The organism is Planktothricoides raciborskii GIHE-MW2 (assembly GCF_040564635.1).
GTDB lineage: Bacteria > Cyanobacteriota > Cyanobacteriia > Cyanobacteriales > Laspinemataceae > Planktothricoides > Planktothricoides raciborskii.
The window spans coordinates 1,756,991-1,775,075 of sequence record NZ_CP159837.1; the positions used below are offsets into that span (position 1 = coordinate 1,756,991).

Sequence of the window (18,085 nt, forward strand, 5' to 3'; positions counted from 1 at the left end):
GGCAGCCCATGGCAGAGGGGAATCTCATTCACAAATCCTGCACGGATAGCTATATCAAGAATCAGCAATTCAATTAACAGTAAATGTTGGGTTTCGCTACCTAAAACTGGGGATAAAATTGCAAAACATTGCAAAACAAAAAACGCCCCCCTTTTCAGGAGAGCGTTTTTTATTTATTTAGTTAGCTAAGAATTAGCCGTTGATTTGAGGAGCACTCAAAGCCACAGGAGCAGCTTCACCAGCAGCCAAATCTAAGGGGAAGTTGTGAGCGTTGCGCTCGTGCATCACTTCCATACCCAAGTTAGCGCGGTTGATCACGTCAGCCCAGGTATTGATTACGCGACCTTGAGAGTCAACGATAGATTGGTTGAAGTTGAAACCGTTCAGGTTGAAGGCCATCGTGGACACACCCAGAGCGGTGAACCAGATCCCAATCACCGGCCATGCACCCAAGAAGAAGTGCAAGGAGCGGCTGTTGTTGAAGGAAGCATATTGGAAGATTAAACGACCAAAGTAACCGTGAGCGGCAACGATGTTGTAGGTTTCTTCTTCTTGACCGAACTTGTAACCATAGTTCTGAGATTCAACTTCGGTGGTTTCACGAACCAAAGAAGAAGTCACCAAAGAACCGTGCATGGCGGAGAACAGAGCGCCACCGAACACACCGGCCACACCTAACATATGGAAGGGGTGCATCAGGATGTTGTGTTCAGCTTGGAATACCAACATAAAGTTGAAGGTTCCAGAGATACCCAGAGGCATACCATCGGAGAAAGAACCTTGACCGATGGGGTAGATCAGGAAAACTGCGGAAGCAGCCGCCACAGGAGCGCTGTAAGCGACGCAGATCCAAGGACGCATACCCAAGCGGTAGGACAGTTCCCACTCACGACCCATGTAGCAGAAGATGCCGATCAGGAAGTGGAAAATCACTAACTGGTATGGGCCACCATTGTACAGCCACTCATCGAGAGAAGCGGCTTCCCAAATGGGGTAGAAGTGCAGACCGATCGCATTGCTGGAAGGAACAACGGCACCAGAGATGATGTTGTTGCCTAACAGTAAGGAACCAGCCACGGGTTCGCGGATCCCGTCGATGTCCACTGGAGGAGCAGCGACGAAAGCAATGATGTAGCAGATGGTTGCGGTCAACAAGGTGGGGATCATCAGGACGCCGAACCAGCCCACATACAGGCGGTTGTCGGTGCTCGTGACCCAGGAGCAGAAGCGCTGCCACAAAGAGGCGCTCTCGCGTTGTTGCAGAGTAGTAGTCATTTGCTTTATGAGTGCTATGTAGTTTTCAATGTTCGGATGATGTTTTTAGATTAACCCGATTGTTAAGCTTTGTAAAGGGGTTTAATAAATATTTATTCTCATCAGTCTGATAAGTCAGGCTTATGAGTTATTGACTCACCGGAGAAAAACGGCGGAAATGACTATAGGGTAAGGCGGCCAGCTATTTGCCCCAAGGGATATAATCATCAACAAGAATTACCAGAAAGTGGGGAGCCGAAAATGTCAGTAGAACTCACTGCCCAGACTTGCCCGGACACCCCCGTGGAGCCGGACTGGGAACCCCCCATGCCACCCACGGACTTGATTTTTGATGATGGAGAACCCTTGGAGAGTAACCGCCACCGCATCGCGATGAATGTCCTCATCCGGTCATTGCAACAAGTTTGGCGCGATCGCTGCGGACTTCTTTACTGGGGGCAATATGTTCGTTTATTACAGTAGCGACCAAGCCATGAACAAAGATTTCCGAGGACCGGATTTCTTTGCGGTATTGGATGTAGATGGCACCAAAGAGCGACAGGGTTGGGTAGTGTGGCAGGAAGCGGGACGCTACCCTGATGTGATTGTCGAGCTAATGTCGCCGAGTACCGCTCGCATAGATAAAGGAAAGAAAAAGGATCTGTATCAGCGGACGTTTCGGACGCCAGATTACTTTGTATTTGACCCGTTTGAAGCCAACGCCTTTCAAGGATGGCATTTGGATGGTTCAGGACGTTATCAGCTTTTACAGCCGAATGATCGCGGATGGCTGTGGTGTGAAACCTTGGGCTTTTGGCTGGGAACCTGGGAAGGAACCATCGACCGAGAGACGGCAGTTTGGTTACGGTTTTACGATACCGAAGGCAATTTGGTGTTGTTACCGGAAGAGGCAGAACGCCAAAAAGCGGAACAAGCTCAACAATTCGCGGAACAAGCTCAACAGCTTGCTGAGGCAGAACGCCAAAAAGCCGAACAAGCTCAACAGCTTGCTGAGGCAGAACGCCAAAAAGCCGAACAAGCTCAACAGCTTGCTGAGGCAGAACGCCAGCGGGCCGAACTTCTTGCTGAACGGTTGCGGGCGATCGGGCTAGATCCCGATAACCTTTAACAGCCGATCGCTCCCGCGAATCGCGCCAAGCGGATCCCGAAGGGGCGATCGCACTTTCCCTTCTGCCTCAAAATTGTCCAGAAACAAAGAAACCCGGTTTCTTGAAGAAACCGGGTTTCTTGTTTGCTCGGCTTGGGCGATCGCCCCCGCATTGAGAATTGAATAAAGAAGGCGATCGCGATCGTTTTTCCGGTGATAGTGATAAATTCTACTTCATAGCCCAAACCTTCTTGATGGACTAAAACGACCGTGCCAATATCGCCAGATTTTAAATCATATTCTGGTAAATCTGCGGTTAAAACTACGCTATCGTGTTCTTAAATCATTGATTTAAGACTATAACACGCCGAAGAACACGCTGTATAAAAAACTAGAAGTTACGGTGGAGATAATATATATCACCTTTAACTTTTGAAGCTCAGTCATATTTATATTAAAATTGTGAACGTAGCCAGTTCCAAAATTTGCTGATGACATCTTTTATTTTGAGATAAATTGCATAAAGCACATTGGCTAACCATTCTGTAAAAGCTTCAAGAGAGGCTAAAATCACTCTTCGTGTTGTTTCTTCTAAAATGTCGAGTTCTTCTATAACTAGCTGCTTTTCGTAATCACTTAACGCCATTGAGATGAACCTCGCCAAAAAAACTAACTAAAAAAATTACGAATGGATTGCCACAAGCTCCTCAAAGCATCCCTGACTTTGCAATAAATTGAGTAAAGTTTGTCATACAACCAATTACCAAAAGCGTCCACTGAGGCCAAAACTTTGTCTAATTCGCTTCTGTCAAGTTCATCCAGCAGTTCCACCACCCGGCGTTTTTCTTCATCTGTCATTTTTCCCATAATAGCGTTACCTCTTACCATCGAATGATGGTCTGCAAACTATCCAAATAACCAGTCCCAAAGGTCATTTAACCAATCTCTTACTTTACAGTAAATTGAATAAGCGCTGTTACGCAACCAATTTTCAAAAGCCTGTTGAGACGATAAAACCTTTTGTTGCTCTTGATAATCCAATTGATCGAAAATCTGCTCAAGTCTTCTCTTGTCAGCTTCGGTTAAAGCCATTTTCTATACTCCTTAGCGCTGAGGAGTAGGAAAGTCTCTAAGCCACTCAGAGATTTTTATAATCATCTCTTGGTCGTCTGCAAAATCTCTGGTATTGGCTTGCAAAATGAGAAATACTAAATCACAGGAAGGAATTATCTCTTGATAAATTTTTTCATACTCTCGATCTTCTGCCATACTGCGTCCATAGCCTGGTAAGTCAACAACAGCTAAACTTCCGCCGCTAGAGAGGGAAAATTCTTTCATTTGAGCCTGAGTTGTACCAACAATCGTGTGGCTCGTTTTCCATTGTGCATTAAACACACTATTAAGGGTTGTTGTTTTCCCCACACCGGCTTTGCCAAGGATAGCAACTTTGGGCGGGATTCTGCGTTCTTGTCTGAATTTATCCAGCACCAAGTTTAACTCATCCTCTGAGAGAATTTTTCTCATTTCATCGAACATTCTGTCTTTGGCATTAACTTCTTTGCCTTTACTTTTTGCTCTTTTTCGCCGCTCCTCATCGGCAAAAGCTTTCACTTCTGGATCTGCCAATTCAAAAGGATCGGCTGGTTGTACGTTATCGAGTTTGAATCCCGCGTAGGCATTTTTGATGATTTTAGTTAGCAAAGGTAGCAAACGGTAACGCTTCAGCGCCGAATAATATTCGATGTTATCAGCAGATAAATGAGTGTATCTACTTAATCGTTGAATGATATCTTTGCTTCGACGCTCAATTTCTTTTTCAGCCTTTTGGGTAGGCAGATTTAAGCGATCATCCCACCCATCGGGAATCATTTTATCGACTTGGTTTAAACCAATGACAAGCCGAATTGGAGTTTCCTGACTTTTTCCAAATAGAGCACTCAACATGATTCAACCCCTTGTGAATATTTTAGTTTTCAAATTTTCTAAACCCCAACCATAAACAGATGTGTGTGGGATAATTTGTTTTTTGTCAAAACTGACTTTTCCATTGATAGCACTTTGGAAAATTCCGTAAACATCTTCTATCTTTTCAGAGAGACGGTTAAGTTGGTCTTTGGAAGGTTCTCCTCGCTCAAGATTAAATCCATCTTCTCCTTCATCAACTCCCAAGCAATCTATTTTATTAAGAGCGACAATCAGAAAAATATCTGGTTGAAATAAGGGCAGGAACTTGGTCAAAAAAATCTCATCCCGCTTGTAAGCTCTCGTATCTGCTTGAGTCACCCACACTAAAGAATGGGTTTGAGGTATCCACTCTTCATAGTGAGGCATATAGGTTTCATCGTCAGTCAGACTCTCACCAATTCCCGGCATATCAACAACTCGTACTTGCTGATAGGGAAAACCAGTATAGTGAGAGTTGTCTAAATAGGCAATCTGAGGTTCTTTGGTGCAAGCAACAGCATTGTCAGTAGCCCAATTCAGTCCAAACAGAGAATTGAGAGTGCTGCTCTTACCAACACCAGTCTTGCCAAAAAATAACACTGTCAGTTCATCGGGTTTAAGCAAGGCTACATCTTTGTTTACTTGTATGACTATTAAAAGCCTATTGTGAATTTTTCGGTGATGTCAAGTCTTAAAAGTACGGACTTTTGTACGATCGCCCAACCGACCAAAAGTACGAAATGTACGAAAAATACGATATAGTATCATCTGTCACATAAAATTTTTTCTGACCTATGGATATTGATGAAGTGTTAAAACTGACTGATGACCTAGTTTTTGGTCAGACAGGAATGCACCTGGATTACTTGCAGGAGGAGATTCTTAAGGGAACTTTACAATCTAAAACTTACTCGGAAATTGCCAAAGAACTACATTTAAGTAAAAGTCATGTGAGGAATACCGGCTCGGAACTTTGGAAAATTCTGTCAGAATATTTAAAGCAAGATATTACTAAAACCAGTTTTAAATCTATATTAGAAAAAGCAAATTTAGATAATATTTTATCTTTAGTTATTGGTAGTAAGATTGGACGAGATCATATTGGACGAGATCGTGTTGGACGCGATTATGTAGCGATTAATAACTTGAATATCTGTCCGGCAAGTGCCAGATCATCGCCTTCTTCCCCTGACTCTTCCCCTAACTCTTCTTCTCACTCTTCCCCCACCCAAAATTCTTCACCCATTATCGACCTAACCGACGCCCCAGACCTCAGCGATTTTTACAACCGCAACACCGAACTAAATACCCTCAAACAGTGGATCTTACAAGACCAGATCCGCTTAATTACCATCTATGGACTCAGTGGCATTGGCAAAAGCGTACTAACCAGACAACTCATCGAACAAATCAAGCCTGAATTTGACTATATTATTTGGAAAAGTCTCACAGAAACTCCCAACCTTTCCTCCCTAAAAAACCAACTGCAACAATTTTTTGCCCAGTCCCAACAGCCTCCATTACCCACAATAATTGATTACTTTCGTAACTCGCGCTGTTTAGTCATCCTGGATGACTTGCAAAATCTGTTTCAAAGCGGGTTCCTTGCCGGTCAATACTTAACGGAACATAAAGACTATGGCCAATTTTTGCAACAAATCGCCAAAAACCATCATCAAAGTTCCGTGATTCTCCTCAGTTGGGAAAAACCCAGAGAAATCGCCACTTTACAAGGCGAAAAACAATCCACCCGCACTTTAAACCTCAAAGGATTATCAGCGGATGCTGAGGAAATTTTGAAAGAACACGGATTAACCGACTCAGAAAAATGGCCAGAATTAATCAACCTCTATCAAGGTCATCCCACCTGGTTAAATATCATCGCCTCAACGATATTAGAATTATTTGATGGTAGCGTTTCCTTATTTTTATCCGACCAAGAAGATATATTTATCGGCGACTTATCCCCCATTATCGAATATCACTTAGACCGTTTATCGGAGTTAGAAAAAAAAGTCATATCCAGGTTTTCAGAATATGAAGCGGTAGATATTTCTCCAGCATCTGGATTACGGGAATTTGCCAAATCAGAATTAACCGAAGCCATGCAATCTTTAGGCAGACGGGGCTTAGTCGAAAAAGTGACCACAGGAGGGCGATCGCACTTCCTGCTAAATTCGCTCTTTAAACAATACATTTAGTCCCAGTCCAACTCCAGAAAATGAAAACCGTAACACATCTCGTAGTTGCGCGGTCTTCGCTACCTTTGTTGTAGCTGATAAATAATCGGTCGATATTTAGGTTGAGGAATTGCTTTACCCGCAGCCGAAGCCGCTGACAACCATGCTTCTTTAGCAATTTGTACCTCGCGCAAAGCTGTTTCGGGGGTTTCACCAAATGCAGAGCAGTATTTTAAGTCAGGAATATCAGCAATATAACCTTCATCTTCTTCACTGTAGAAAATATTGATGTGATAGTCTTTCATAGTTCATCCTGCTCCATGCTTAGATTATACTCTTCAATTATCGATAAAAATTGACGTACTTGATAAGGTGTCACCTCGCCTTTGTTATTTTGAATGTTAACAATTTCCGTAACTTGGGGATGAGTAAAAATGTGATGACTACCACTGATTCTTTCCAAGCTAAACCCGAAAGCTTCAATCAGCGTCACCATTTCACTAAACTTGATATTTTTTGAACCGGCCAGAACCTTATCCAGAATTTTCCGCTTTTTCGCGACCACTTTTTAGGCTTCCTCTCGGCGATGTTTTAATTCGATCAAAGATGTTGCTCTAGCCGGAAATATTCGGCAAGGCTTTTGGAACTTTTATCAGCTAGTTTACCGCAGCATAACAAGAAACGCAAAAAAACGCCCCCCTTTTCAGGAGAGCGTTTTTTATTTATTTAGTTAGCTAAGAATTAGCCATTGATTTGAGGAGCACTCAAAGCCACAGGAGCAGCTTCACCAGCAGCCAAATCTAAGGGGAAGTTGTGAGCGTTGCGCTCGTGCATCACTTCCATACCCAAGTTAGCGCGGTTGATCACGTCAGCCCAAGTATTGATTACGCGACCTTGAGAGTCAACGATAGATTGGTTGAAGTTGAAACCGTTCAGGTTGAAGGCCATCGTGGACACACCCAGAGCGGTGAACCAGATACCGATAACAGGCCATGCACCCAAGAAGAAGTGCAGAGAGCGGCTGTTGTTGAAGGAAGCATATTGGAAGATTAAACGACCAAAGTAACCGTGAGCGGCAACGATGTTGTAGGTTTCTTCTTCTTGACCGAACTTGTAACCATAGTTTTGAGATTCAACTTCGGTGGTTTCACGAACCAAAGAAGAAGTCACCAAAGAACCGTGCATAGCGGAGAACAGAGCGCCACCGAACACACCGGCCACACCTAACATATGGAAGGGGTGCATCAGGATGTTGTGCTCAGCTTGGAATACCAACATAAAGTTGAAGGTTCCAGAGATACCCAGAGGCATACCATCGGAGAAAGAACCTTGACCAATTGGGTAGATCAGGAAAACTGCGGAAGCAGCAGCAACAGGAGCGCTGTAAGCGACGCAGATCCAAGGACGCATACCCAAGCGGTAGGAGAGTTCCCACTCACGACCCATGTAGCAGAAGATGCCGATCAGGAAGTGGAAAATCACCAACTGGTATGGGCCACCATTGTACAGCCACTCATCGAGAGAAGCGGCTTCCCAAATGGGGTAGAAGTGCAGACCGATCGCATTGCTGGAAGGAACAACGGCACCAGAGATGATGTTGTTGCCTAACAGTAAGGAACCCGCCACAGGTTCACGGATACCGTCGATGTCCACGGGAGGAGCAGCGACGAAAGCAATGATGTAGCAGATGGTTGCGGTCAGAAGGGTGGGGATCATCAGGACGCCGAACCAGCCCACATACAGGCGGTTATCGGTGCTCGTGACCCAAGAACAGAAGCGCTGCCACAAAGAAGCGCTTTCGCGTTGTTGCAGAGTAGTGGTCATTTGCTTTATGAGTGCTATGTAGTTTTCAAGGTACTCGGTAGTGTTTTCCCTACCGTGATTACTAGATTACACACATTGTTTAGTTTTGTAAAGTCTTCTAATCTACAAGCTTTCTGATACATTAAATAATTTTTGTTGATGGTTAGTCATCACCGGAGTCATATTATGGCTGGACAACCAGGATTCAAATTATTCATTATTTACAGTTAGTAATTTGTAATAATTCTCCTAGAGAGGTTCCTGGGAGAGAAGACCGGGGATGGATTATCCAGCAAGGGGATTAGCTGAACAAAATAGGGATTGAAAAATTTAATGAGAAACTTAATTAAGCGGCGATGAATTTAAACTAGACGAACTGGAATTCACCCTCAACCTACCCAAACTAGCCATCCTGCTGACCAACTGCGAACATCCCACCCCAGAACTCATTGCCTTTTGCCACAAACTGACCGACACCGTAGCCGTAGCCTTCCTCACGGACGAATCCCTAGAATGGCCGTTAAAAGGATTTCCGCCAAATCAACCGAATCTGTTATCTGCCATTGAAACCTGGTTAGAGGAGATATAAGAAACCGGGTTGAAAGCGACAGTTTCAGCTACAAACCAGAGATTTTGCTAGAAACCCGGTTTCTGAACCCCACGCCAGTCCCAAACTTGGAATAAAATTAGAATTGACCTTAAAACCTGATTTTTGGTAATGAATACCTTAGCTGAACAACTTCTCAAAAAAGATGGTTTGCCGAATACAGAACAACAGGCGATCGCCCTTGAAATAAAGATCAAATGAACCTCTCTAAACTCTTAGAAATCGCACAAGTCTTCCTCAAACTCGGCATTATTGGATTTGGCGGTCCAGCGGCACATATTGCCATGATGGAAGATGAAGTAGTCCATCGACGGCAATGGTTAACCCAAGAAGAATTTCTGGATCTGGTAGGTGCCACCAACTTAATTCCTGGACCAAATTCGACAGAAATGGCGATTCATGTTGGCTATATATATGCCGGTGGTTTAGGATTAATTGTCGCCGGAACTTGCTTTGTGTTCCCGGCTGTACTAATGACGGCAGCTTTGGCATGGGGATATGTCAAATTTGGACAATTACCGGAGATTTATCCGTTTTTATATGGCATCAAACCGGCGGTTTTAGCGGTGATTTTTACCGCATTGTGGCGCTTGGGGAAAAAAGCAGTGAAGTCTCGGGAACTGTTGATCATTGCGATCGCCACTGGGATTGCAGTCAGTGTAGGAGTGAACGAGGTAGTCGCCTTGTTGTTGGGCGGAATCTTGGGCGCTGTTTGGCTGAATTTGCGTCATCAACCGACTTTAAGTGCATGGGTTTTCGGGTTGTTTTTATCCCAAACTCCCAGCAGTTTATCTCCAGAAAAATCCGTGAATTTAGAATCAGTTCCATTGTGGCAATTGGGGTTATTTTTCTTAAAAGTCGGCAGTGTTTTATATGGGAGTGGTTATGTGTTAATTGCCTTTTTACAGGGTCAATTAGTGGATGAATTTGGCTGGTTGACTCAGCAACAATTATTAGATGCAGTGGCAATGGGTCAAGTCACTCCTGGGCCTTTGCTAACCACGGCAACTTTTATCGGGTATGTAATTGGTGGATTTCCCGGTGCGATCGTTTCTACGGTGGGGATTACCTTGCCATCTTTTCTGTTTGTGTTAATGCTAAATCCCTGGATTCCCCGCTTACGAGGCAGCAAATGGACTTCAGCTTTTTTAGATGCGATTAATGTTAGTGCCGTGGCATTGATGGCGGTGGTGACGGTTGAATTAGCGGTGGCGACTTTCGGGATTAATCTTATGGGAATGCCCCTAGGGAGTGCGCCGATCGCGATCGATTGGATTGCGGTTATGATTGCGGCGATCGCCGCTATTTTTGCCTTAGTTTGGCGGATCAATGCCGTTTGGTTAGTCTTCGGAGGTGTGATCGCCAGTTGGCTGGTCTATATTCTGGGTTAACATTCTGGGTTAACATTCTGGGTTAACATTTCCATCCTCACAATACCGCCAAAAAAACTTATTATCCTTTGGTTAACTGAAGAAACCCTATAAGTGACCTTAAAAGGCTTTTCCCCAATCAACCTAATCTGATATCAACCATTGTTATCTTTGGCATCCAACCAAGAAACCCGGTTTCTTGTCTATTGGCAGCGGATAAAAAAACTATCTCCAAATTAAATAGTCAATTCATCCGCTGCTTGTCTATGGTTTGTTACCGATGGCATCAAGGTTAATTGTTTATCCCCTATTTTTCATCCAACACATTCGACCTAAGAATTAATCAAAAAATCACTGAATAAATCATCAAAAAAACCTTGACAAATAAATTGCCATGAGATAGAGTAATTATTAAGAATTCAGGTTAGGTGGGGCTTTAAAAACACACAAACAGCCCAAGCGATACCTGGGATTGCCCGGCCCGGAGTGGCGAAAAAATAAGAGCGAAAACCCTTATGCTTTCCGGGCCTGGTAAAGTCCCTTAATCGTTTCAAAACTCACAAAGGGAAGCCCTGTGAGGGGCTTCCTCCTGCCCGGAACCCAGAAACCCGATTTCTTTAAAATTCATCATTTTCTGTATCTTCAAACACCGTTGGTAAATAAAATCGGTTTAGGTACAGAGAGGATTTGTCCGTTCTTTGGCCTCTCGCCAATACCTCGTAGGCCGACACGGGTTCCCATTATATCTTTATAAGAGTATTTTGCCAATGGTGTTAATCTTCTCTCTATTCTCTGTGTTTCTCTGTGTTTCTGTGGTTCAAGAATCATCACCACAGAGACACAGAGAGGCACAGAGAGATATAGGGGCGCAAGCCGCCGCGCCCCTAAGTTAAAAAACAGTTAACTAAAAATAGCCGATTCGATCGCATATAAAGCATGGTTGAGGTCGTCGTTGACAATTTGAATGTCAAATTCGGAGGCGACTGCGAGTTCGTTTTCTGCTTTTTGCAGTCGTTTTTCAATTGCTTCTTCTGTGTCTTGTCCCCGTCCGCGAATGCGTTTTTCTAATTCTTCAACGGAGGGAGGTAGGATGAAAATTTGCCACGCTTCGGGAAAACTTTGCCGAACTTGTCTCGCTCCTTGTACCTCTATTTCTAATAGGACAATTTTGTCCTGAGCGATTTGTTCTTCGATCGCTTTTCGGGGGGTGCCGTAGTGGTTGCCCGCAAATTCTGCCCATTCCAAAAATTCACCAGCGGCAATCATTTCGGCAAACTGCGATTTGGTCAAAAAATAATAATGCTGACCGTGAATTTCTCCAGGACGAGGCGATCGCGTAGTAGCAGAAATTGACAGATAAATTTCTGGGTGATTTTCTAGCAGCAATTTTAACAAAGTGCCTTTGCCGACACCACTTGGCCCGGTTAAAACAATTAATTTACCCATAAGTGTTCAGTGAAATGTTCAGTGAAATGATAACTAATTATTTGTCAGGTCTTTATTCAGAAATCGATTGGCCACGGTTTCCGGCTGAATTGCCGACAGAATCACATGATTAGAATCGGTGATAATCACCGCACGAGTGCGCCGCCCATAGGTAGCGTCAATCAGCCGATTAGCGTCTTTGGCTTCACTGATGATTCTTTTAATCGGGGCAGAGTCAGGACTGATGATAGCAATAACTCGGTTAGCAGAAACAATATTACCAAAACCAATATTAATTAATTGAATATCCATAGGAACCAGTGTCCTAGTTGAAAAGTTGAACAATTTTAAAGGACTTGCCGTAGGAGCCTGCCATCGGCAGGGGGGCTTTCGGGGCAGAGGAGAGATGTTAGGGGCGGCAATGCTTGCGCCCCGGCAATGCTTGCGCCCCTAAATCTCGAAAGCCAGTTCCGTGCGATACTACACAAAAAGCCTCACAATAGAATCGAAGTACAACCTCTATCTAGCCTAGACGGATAACTCTGATTTTGAATTATTCCTTGTGATTCTTTTATATTTCTATATTTCGTTTATTTTGTTTTTGCCGTTATCTTCTTATGCAACCAGTTGACTTCACCACCCTCACCGCAGCTTGTGGTGAACTGCGTACCTTTTTACTGCCAGCGCGTCTGGAACAAGTGATTCAGCGCGATCGCCACACGATTTGCCTTGCCCTGCGTACCCTGAAAAAACGCCACTGGCTAACGATTTCCTGGCATCCTCAAGCTGCCTGTATTTGTGCCGGAGATCCGCCCCCCCGGACTCCAGACACATTTACTTTTAGCGATCAATTGCGCCATCAACTCGGAGGTTTTGCCCTGGTGGGGATTTCAGCTTTAGCCCCGTGGGAAAGGGCGATCGATCTGCAATTTGCCCAACGTCCGGGCGACCCAATTTTATGGCATTTGTATGTAGAAATCATGGGCAAACGCAGCAACGTAATTTTAGCCAATCAAGACAATCAAATTGTCACCACCGCCCACCAGGTGAGTGAAAAACAATCCAGCGTTCGCCCAGTGCTCACGGGGCAACCCTATGAACGTCCTCCAGCCCTGACTGACCCTGCCCCCAATTTAACGGAGTTACCATCTCGTTGGCAAGAAAGAATTAGTTTAATTCCGGGCAAGTTAGGCCAACAATTGCTGAAAACTTATCGGGGTTTGAGTACCCACTTGGTTAAATCCATGATAGAAGCAGCGGGTCTAGACAGCGATCGCCCTACGGACTCCCTGACTGACGCGGAATGGGATCGGCTGTTTCAACGTTGGCAAGAGTGGCTACATATTTTAGAGAAGTTATCCCAAGGAGATTTATCCTCCCTTCAGCCAAGATTAACGGAAACTGGCTATACTTTGATTCACTGGCAGATTCACGGGCAAAATCCCCAAAGCGAATCAGGAGTAGTTCAAAATCCTCCGACCACTCATTCCGTTCAACAATTACTTAACCGCTATTACACCGATCAATTAAATCAACAAACTTTCCAACAACTGCATCACCAGTTAGGGCATAAAGTCAAAAATTTGCTAACTAAACTAGGAGTCAAAGCCCAAGGATTTCGCGATCGCCTCCAACAATCGGACAATGCAGAAACTTATCGGCAAAAAGGCGATTTGCTAATGGCTTATTTACACGAATGGAAACCGGGGATGCGATCGATTACCTTAGCGGACTTTGAAACGGGTCAGCCGGTAGAAATTCCCCTCGATCCAGAAAAAAATGCGGTGCAAAATGCCCAGAAACTTTACAAACAACACCAAAAACTAAAGCGATCGCGCATTGCCGTAGAACCCTTATTAGCGGAAGTCCAAACCGAAATTGACTACTTAGAACAAGTAGACTTAGCCATTGCCCAAATCGATCGCTACCAGCATCACCAAGACCTTTCCGCCTTAGAAGAAATTCGCGATGAACTAATGCAGCAAGGTTATCTCCCAGACCCCGACCACCGCAGTCAAAACCAAACCCCGGTTACGGATTTTTACCGTTACTTATCTCCCAATGGCTTTGAAATTCTCATCGGTCGGAACAACCGTCAAAATGACCAACTCAGTTTTCGGCTCGCTGGGGACTATGACCTGTGGTTTCATACCCAAGAAATTGCCGGAAGTCATACCCTATTGCGATTAAATCCGGGAACTGTGGCCGACGATGCGGACTTGCAATGTGCCGCCGACTTAACTGCTTATTATAGTCGCGGGCGACAAAGCGAACAAGTACCCGTAGTCTATACCAAACCCAAATATGTCTATAAACCCAAAGGAGCAAAACCGGGCATGGTAGTATATAAGCATGAACGAATTATTTGGGGGCGTCCCCAAGAGGGCAGTAAACGAAGCGATCCTAGTTTCAGGTCATAGCCCAACAGCAAAATCGCCAGAATAATGATACGGTTAACCCTACTGACTGTAAAGTAAACCGCCCCAATATGCCCCAATATTTGTAGATTTGCTGATTTTTTCAACAAACGATAAATTTTTGTAACAAAAAATCCGTGTTTATTGTTACAATAAAACTGAGGACAAGGTAAATTATCTCTTAACCCCCTGTAGCTTGGGAAGGCACAGTTTGGGTTTCCTCCATTTCAGACAACAACGACAAATATTCTGTTCGACCAACCGGCTTTTTGGTTGGTCTTTTTGTTTTTGATTTTTTAGACAACGGGCGTGGGGGAGAGGTTCGTAGGAGAGAGGAGAAAGTGACACATCAATTGTAGGGGAGGGGCGGTTCGCTTGGACGCCCCTACAGGGAATTTATTCCCCCGACGGGTCTGGTTTACTTGTCTGTTCTACGAACCTCTCTCGTGCGAACCTCTCTTCTCTTTCCTCTGTGTCCCTCTGTGTCTCTGTGGTAAAAAAACCATCACCATTTCAGACGCAGAGAGATGGGGTGTAACAGATAACAGATATTGTATAAATAATTATTTTATTTTCTCTATATTAAATGATATAATTTATAGAATATCTGGAGATAAATTGAGTTGCTGAATTTGATAATTCACCAATTACATAGATAATTTATTCATTTGTAGCTCCCTGGGGGCGATCTAACGCGATCGCCCCCAGGGAGCATAGACACGAGTACCAATTAATTATACAATTAAAAAAGCTTTTAAACTTGAGCGGAAAACATGAGCAAATTTAACGATAAAGACTTTGAAGTAGGTATTTCGCCTCGAATTGTGCGCTTATATGATATTACAAACCAACAACCATTTACCGCTTCAATTGTCAGCTATCCCGGTTCTAACTGTATTACCATTAACCTGTTCGATCGCCATACAGAAATTATCCAAGAAGTCACTTTAGAATTAGATCATGGCCAATTGGTTTATAGTGAAAAATTTTATGAGCATGGCTAATGGGTGATTGGTATTGGGATTTGTAGCGATCTGCTTAGAATGCCAAAAAATCTAAAATTTAGGGTGTAAAACTATTAATTTTAAAAAATAATTTTTTAGTCAGTCCCAGTCAGAAAACTTATAGAAAATCAATATGGATTGCTGAGACTGGCTTTTTATTGCAAATAAGTAATTAATTACCTAAAGCGCCAAGGGTGACAAAAAAAGTGACAAATAGATTGGGTCAGCATTTATCCTGAAAACCCAACCCCTTCAGAGAAGAATGAATTAGTTCTCTAGAATGGGTTCTATTTTTTTGGCCGATTTTCACGGAATAGAACCGCCATCAAAGAAAAATATTCAAGTTTGATTAAAATCCCCATTCTCGATCCCTTATCCGGGCATTATAGTAATAAAATAGTCATAAAATGTATGTAACGGAGAGTTCTCCCAAAACTGTTTTGGGTTCTAATCAGCAGGTACAGAATCAGCTAAAGTTAGCTTTACAGCTAGGTTTGCGCCGTCAAATCTTCGTGGCGGTGTGCGATGACGTGGGCTTAATGTACCACATGGCGGAACGCATAGAGTTAGAAATCGCCGGTGGAACATCATTCCCCGTAGGGGGGCAATGCTTGCGCCAGGAACAGCTTGGATCCAAACCATCACCGGGTTTAGTAACATTACAGCTAAACTTAAAAGATCCTAGTCCGATTAATCAGATTCGGCGATGGTTGAGAAAGCATTCCATCCCGAAAACATCTCGGACGATTGACTCATTACCTGTCCTGCCTAATTTTCAATTTTTAGGGGTGGATCTTTTAACCCGCAAATCCGCCGCTTCTCAGTGGCATTTCTTAAATGAGTTGCAAGAATTAGCCCAAATTTTACCTAGTTTAGAGTTTAGCTTAGTATTTTGGTTGACTCGTCCGTGGTGTCGCGCGATCGCCCAGTCTGCTCCGGAATTTTGGAGTTGCCGAACTGGGGTGTTTGAGTTTGCCGGAGAACCCACACCGACAACGGTAATTAATAGTTTACCTCTGAATTTACCCCTGAAAACTATTGAACCTAACCTGAAAAATAATTCTGAGTTACATAAACCCGTGAACTTGGGTAATGTGACCCGGAAAAAATTATCCGATGCCAAATACTCACGGCAAAAAGATATACAGAAAAATCTCCCTATTATTGGACAATATTTTCATCAAAATTTACCAAATTTAGAGCCAAATTTAGAGCCAAATTTAGAGCCAAATTTAGAGCCAAATTTAGATAAAGATCAAAAATCAGCGCCAAAAGCAAATCAATCGCCAATTCCCCAGATTTCCAGTTCAGCAGCAAAAACGCCGAATTTGCCGAAATTGGATATTATAGGAGTGAGCGATCGCCTCCCAGAAGCGATCGCCAATCATGGCAATTCTTCTCAAACCAATGAATTAAATTACAGTGGCATTGATGCCCCATTAAAGCAGTTAATTACCTCAAGTTTTGCCACCTTAGAAGAAGTGGCAAACCCAAGTCAGCATGGGCATTTATCTGCCCCTGCCGTACGGAAAATTGTCCAAGATATTGAACAATTAAATCAGCAACAGCCATTGCCTACTTTAGAATTGGGCAATGCTTATTTAGCTTTGGGTAATCTTTATCGAGTCGCGATCGCCAGGGGGGAAAGCAATGCCACTTATTTAAAAATTGTGATTGCGGCTTATGAACAAGTGATTAAATTCCGCCATGAGCAAGGATATGATTCTCAAGGCTATGAATTAGCCAATGACCTTGGCAATTTTTACTGGATGCTTTCCCGGTTAGAGGTCAATGTTTCTGAGCAAATTTCCTGCTTAGAACAGGCGATCGCGGCTTATCAAAAATCCCTAACCAAAATCAATCCCGAACAGCAGCCGGAAAGTTGGGCAATAGTGCAAAATAACCTAGGTAGCATCTACAATGAACTAGCCCGTCATCGAGAACCGCTGCCAGCATTACAATCCAGTATTAAAGCTTATCAAGAAGTGCTTCGTTATCGGCCTAATTTCCAAGCAATTCAGCAAAGTAATGCCCCGGAATCAGAAAAAAATGCCCAAATTCAAGCCTTAGCTGCTACGCAAAATAACCTGGCCACAGCTTATTGGAATTTAGCCCAACATCAAGACTCTTTAAAGAACCTAAAACAAGCAATTTATGCTTATATTCAAGCCCTAATTGCCCTGGAATCTCAAATTCATACCAATGAATCGCCCCAAGGGTTGTTAAACTATGGCATGATCCAAAATAACTTGGGAACCGCTTACTGGAATTTGGCGCAACATGAAAATGTTGAAGATAATTTACAATTAGCCATTGGTGCCTATCAAATTGCCTTAATGTACCGCACCCCAAACGCGGCGCCAGTTGCCTGTGCTGCTACCCAGAATAATTTAGGGACAACTTATAGTAATTTAGCCAAATATTCAGAGCCTCATTCTCAAGAACGGCACAATTATTTAAGACAGGCGATCGCCGCTTATTCCACAGCGTTAGAAATTGCGGAAAACCTGCAAAAAATCGATCTGAATAAACCTAAAAATATGGTCGTGGCTGTCAAGCCCTCCCTAATGACCTTTGATGTCTTAACCACCCATAATAATCTGGGGGATGCGTATTATCAATTAGCCAGTGAAAGTGATTCAGAAATCGACTCAGAATCGACATCATCATCGGTAAAAACCGCTCTTAGCCACGCCTTAGAACATCATCTAAAAGCCTGGAAAGGATGGCAAGAAAAAGCCCAAACCGATTTAGCCAAAAATGCCCTCACGCATATTGTGCAAACCATTCGCGCTTTCTACAATTTCTTCGGTGTGCAAGGGCAAAATATCGCTTTATCCCAAATTCCTGGCGAGATATTGCCAGAAGTGATGCCCCGGTTATCCGCATTTAAGCATTAGTCAAAAGCATTCAGCTAACTGCCTAGGTTAACCCTAATGTCGTACAATGACAAATGACTTCCTAGAATCAATA

17 protein-coding genes and 2 pseudogenes are annotated in these 18,085 nt (G+C 43.5%); 7 read left to right on the forward strand and 12 right to left on the reverse strand.

The features are described from left to right. Positions 1–192: 192 nt before the first annotated feature. A complete protein-coding gene (psbA, locus tag ABWT76_RS07370; protein WP_054469783.1) occupies positions 193–1,275 on the reverse strand; it encodes a photosystem II q(b) protein in 1,083 nt (360 codons plus the stop codon). Between the two features lie 240 nt (positions 1,276–1,515). On the opposite strand from psbA (ABWT76_RS07370), the pseudogene ABWT76_RS07375 reads away from it, so the two are divergent. Continuing rightward, positions 1,516–2,383: pseudogene (locus tag ABWT76_RS07375) on the forward strand (Uma2 family endonuclease). Here the strand turns inward: ABWT76_RS07375 and ABWT76_RS07380 are convergent. From ABWT76_RS07380 to ABWT76_RS07405, 6 genes and pseudogenes are all read right to left on the reverse strand, one after another. Further along, positions 2,380–2,688, reverse strand: a pseudogene (locus ABWT76_RS07380) (DUF4926 domain-containing protein); the annotation flags it as partial. The pseudogenes ABWT76_RS07375 and ABWT76_RS07380 overlap by 4 nt on opposite strands. Positions 2,689–2,816: 128 nt before the next feature. After that, positions 2,817–3,008: a hypothetical protein gene (locus ABWT76_RS07385; RefSeq protein WP_054470411.1), complete on the reverse strand. Its 192-nt coding sequence runs from the start codon at positions 3,006–3,008 to the stop codon at positions 2,817–2,819. 23 nt (positions 3,009–3,031) lie between these two features. After that, positions 3,032–3,229 carry a hypothetical protein gene (locus tag ABWT76_RS07390; protein WP_197285449.1) on the reverse strand — a complete coding sequence of 66 codons (198 nt, stop codon included), beginning with the start codon at positions 3,227–3,229 and terminating at the stop codon, positions 3,032–3,034. 39 nt (positions 3,230–3,268) lie between these two features. Then, positions 3,269–3,454: a hypothetical protein gene (locus tag ABWT76_RS07395; protein WP_054470413.1), complete on the reverse strand. Its 186-nt coding sequence runs from the start codon at positions 3,452–3,454 to the stop codon at positions 3,269–3,271. Positions 3,455–3,466: 12 nt separating this feature from the next. After that, a complete protein-coding gene (locus tag ABWT76_RS07400) occupies positions 3,467–4,306 on the reverse strand; it encodes a GTPase (protein WP_054470415.1) in 840 nt (279 codons plus the stop codon). Positions 4,307–4,309: 3 nt separating this feature from the next. After that, entirely contained in the window at positions 4,310–4,930 is a 621-nt protein-coding gene (locus tag ABWT76_RS07405; RefSeq protein ID WP_231636982.1) for a GTPase, read from the reverse strand. Positions 4,931–5,100: 170 nt separating this feature from the next. Between ABWT76_RS07405 and ABWT76_RS07410 the strand changes: the two genes are divergently transcribed. After that, the gene (locus ABWT76_RS07410) at positions 5,101–6,507 is read left to right on the forward strand and encodes an ATP-binding protein (protein WP_354635865.1); all 1,407 of its coding nucleotides are present in this window, start codon (positions 5,101–5,103) and stop codon (positions 6,505–6,507) included. Positions 6,508–6,566: 59 nt separating this feature from the next. Here ABWT76_RS07410 and ABWT76_RS07415 read toward each other — a convergent pair whose 3' ends face one another. The 3 genes from ABWT76_RS07415 to psbA (ABWT76_RS07425) all read right to left on the reverse strand — a co-directional run bounded on the left by ABWT76_RS07415 (position 6,567) and on the right by psbA (ABWT76_RS07425) (position 8,310). Further along, positions 6,567–6,791 (reverse strand): type II toxin-antitoxin system HicB family antitoxin, encoded by a 225-nt coding sequence (locus ABWT76_RS07415; RefSeq protein ID WP_054470488.1) that lies wholly within the window; start codon positions 6,789–6,791, stop codon positions 6,567–6,569. Then, positions 6,788–7,051, reverse strand: coding sequence for a type II toxin-antitoxin system HicA family toxin (locus tag ABWT76_RS07420; RefSeq protein ID WP_054470486.1), 264 nt, complete (start codon positions 7,049–7,051; stop codon positions 6,788–6,790). The genes ABWT76_RS07415 and ABWT76_RS07420 overlap by 4 nt, the downstream gene beginning before the upstream one ends. Positions 7,052–7,227: 176 nt before the next feature. Further along, positions 7,228–8,310 (reverse strand): photosystem II q(b) protein, encoded by a 1,083-nt coding sequence (gene psbA / locus ABWT76_RS07425; RefSeq protein ID WP_054469783.1) that lies wholly within the window; start codon positions 8,308–8,310, stop codon positions 7,228–7,230. Between the two features lie 355 nt (positions 8,311–8,665). On the opposite strand from psbA (ABWT76_RS07425), the gene ABWT76_RS30645 reads away from it, so the two are divergent. Further along, the gene (locus ABWT76_RS30645) at positions 8,666–8,878 is read left to right on the forward strand and encodes a hypothetical protein (RefSeq protein ID WP_375339301.1); all 213 of its coding nucleotides are present in this window, start codon (positions 8,666–8,668) and stop codon (positions 8,876–8,878) included. A 215-nt stretch (positions 8,879–9,093) separates the two neighbouring features. Next, positions 9,094–10,287: a chromate efflux transporter gene (chrA, locus tag ABWT76_RS07430; protein WP_054466033.1), complete on the forward strand. Its 1,194-nt coding sequence runs from the start codon at positions 9,094–9,096 to the stop codon at positions 10,285–10,287. 879 nt (positions 10,288–11,166) lie between these two features. Here chrA and gmk read toward each other — a convergent pair. Together gmk and remA are read right to left on the reverse strand one after the other, a co-directional pair. After that, positions 11,167–11,712 carry a guanylate kinase gene (gene gmk / locus ABWT76_RS07435; RefSeq protein WP_190879735.1) on the reverse strand — a complete coding sequence of 182 codons (546 nt, stop codon included), beginning with the start codon at positions 11,710–11,712 and terminating at the stop codon, positions 11,167–11,169. 33 nt (positions 11,713–11,745) lie between these two features. Then, positions 11,746–12,003 carry an extracellular matrix/biofilm regulator RemA gene (gene remA, locus ABWT76_RS07440; protein ID WP_054466031.1) on the reverse strand — a complete coding sequence of 86 codons (258 nt, stop codon included), beginning with the start codon at positions 12,001–12,003 and terminating at the stop codon, positions 11,746–11,748. A gap of 305 nt (positions 12,004–12,308) precedes the next feature. Between remA and ABWT76_RS07445 the strand changes: the two genes are divergently transcribed. The 3 genes from ABWT76_RS07445 to ABWT76_RS07455 all read left to right on the forward strand — a co-directional run bounded on the left by ABWT76_RS07445 (position 12,309) and on the right by ABWT76_RS07455 (position 18,012). Continuing rightward, positions 12,309–14,111: an NFACT family protein gene (locus ABWT76_RS07445; RefSeq protein WP_054466030.1), complete on the forward strand. Its 1,803-nt coding sequence runs from the start codon at positions 12,309–12,311 to the stop codon at positions 14,109–14,111. 770 nt (positions 14,112–14,881) lie between these two features. Beyond that, on the forward strand, positions 14,882–15,112 hold the full coding sequence (locus tag ABWT76_RS07450) for a hypothetical protein (RefSeq protein ID WP_054466029.1): 231 nt from the start codon (positions 14,882–14,884) through the stop codon (positions 15,110–15,112). Positions 15,113–15,519: 407 nt separating this feature from the next. After that, positions 15,520–18,012, forward strand: a complete 2,493-nt coding sequence (locus ABWT76_RS07455) for a tetratricopeptide repeat protein (RefSeq protein ID WP_054466028.1) — start codon at positions 15,520–15,522, stop codon at positions 18,010–18,012. The last annotated feature ends 73 nt before the right edge of the window (positions 18,013–18,085 follow it).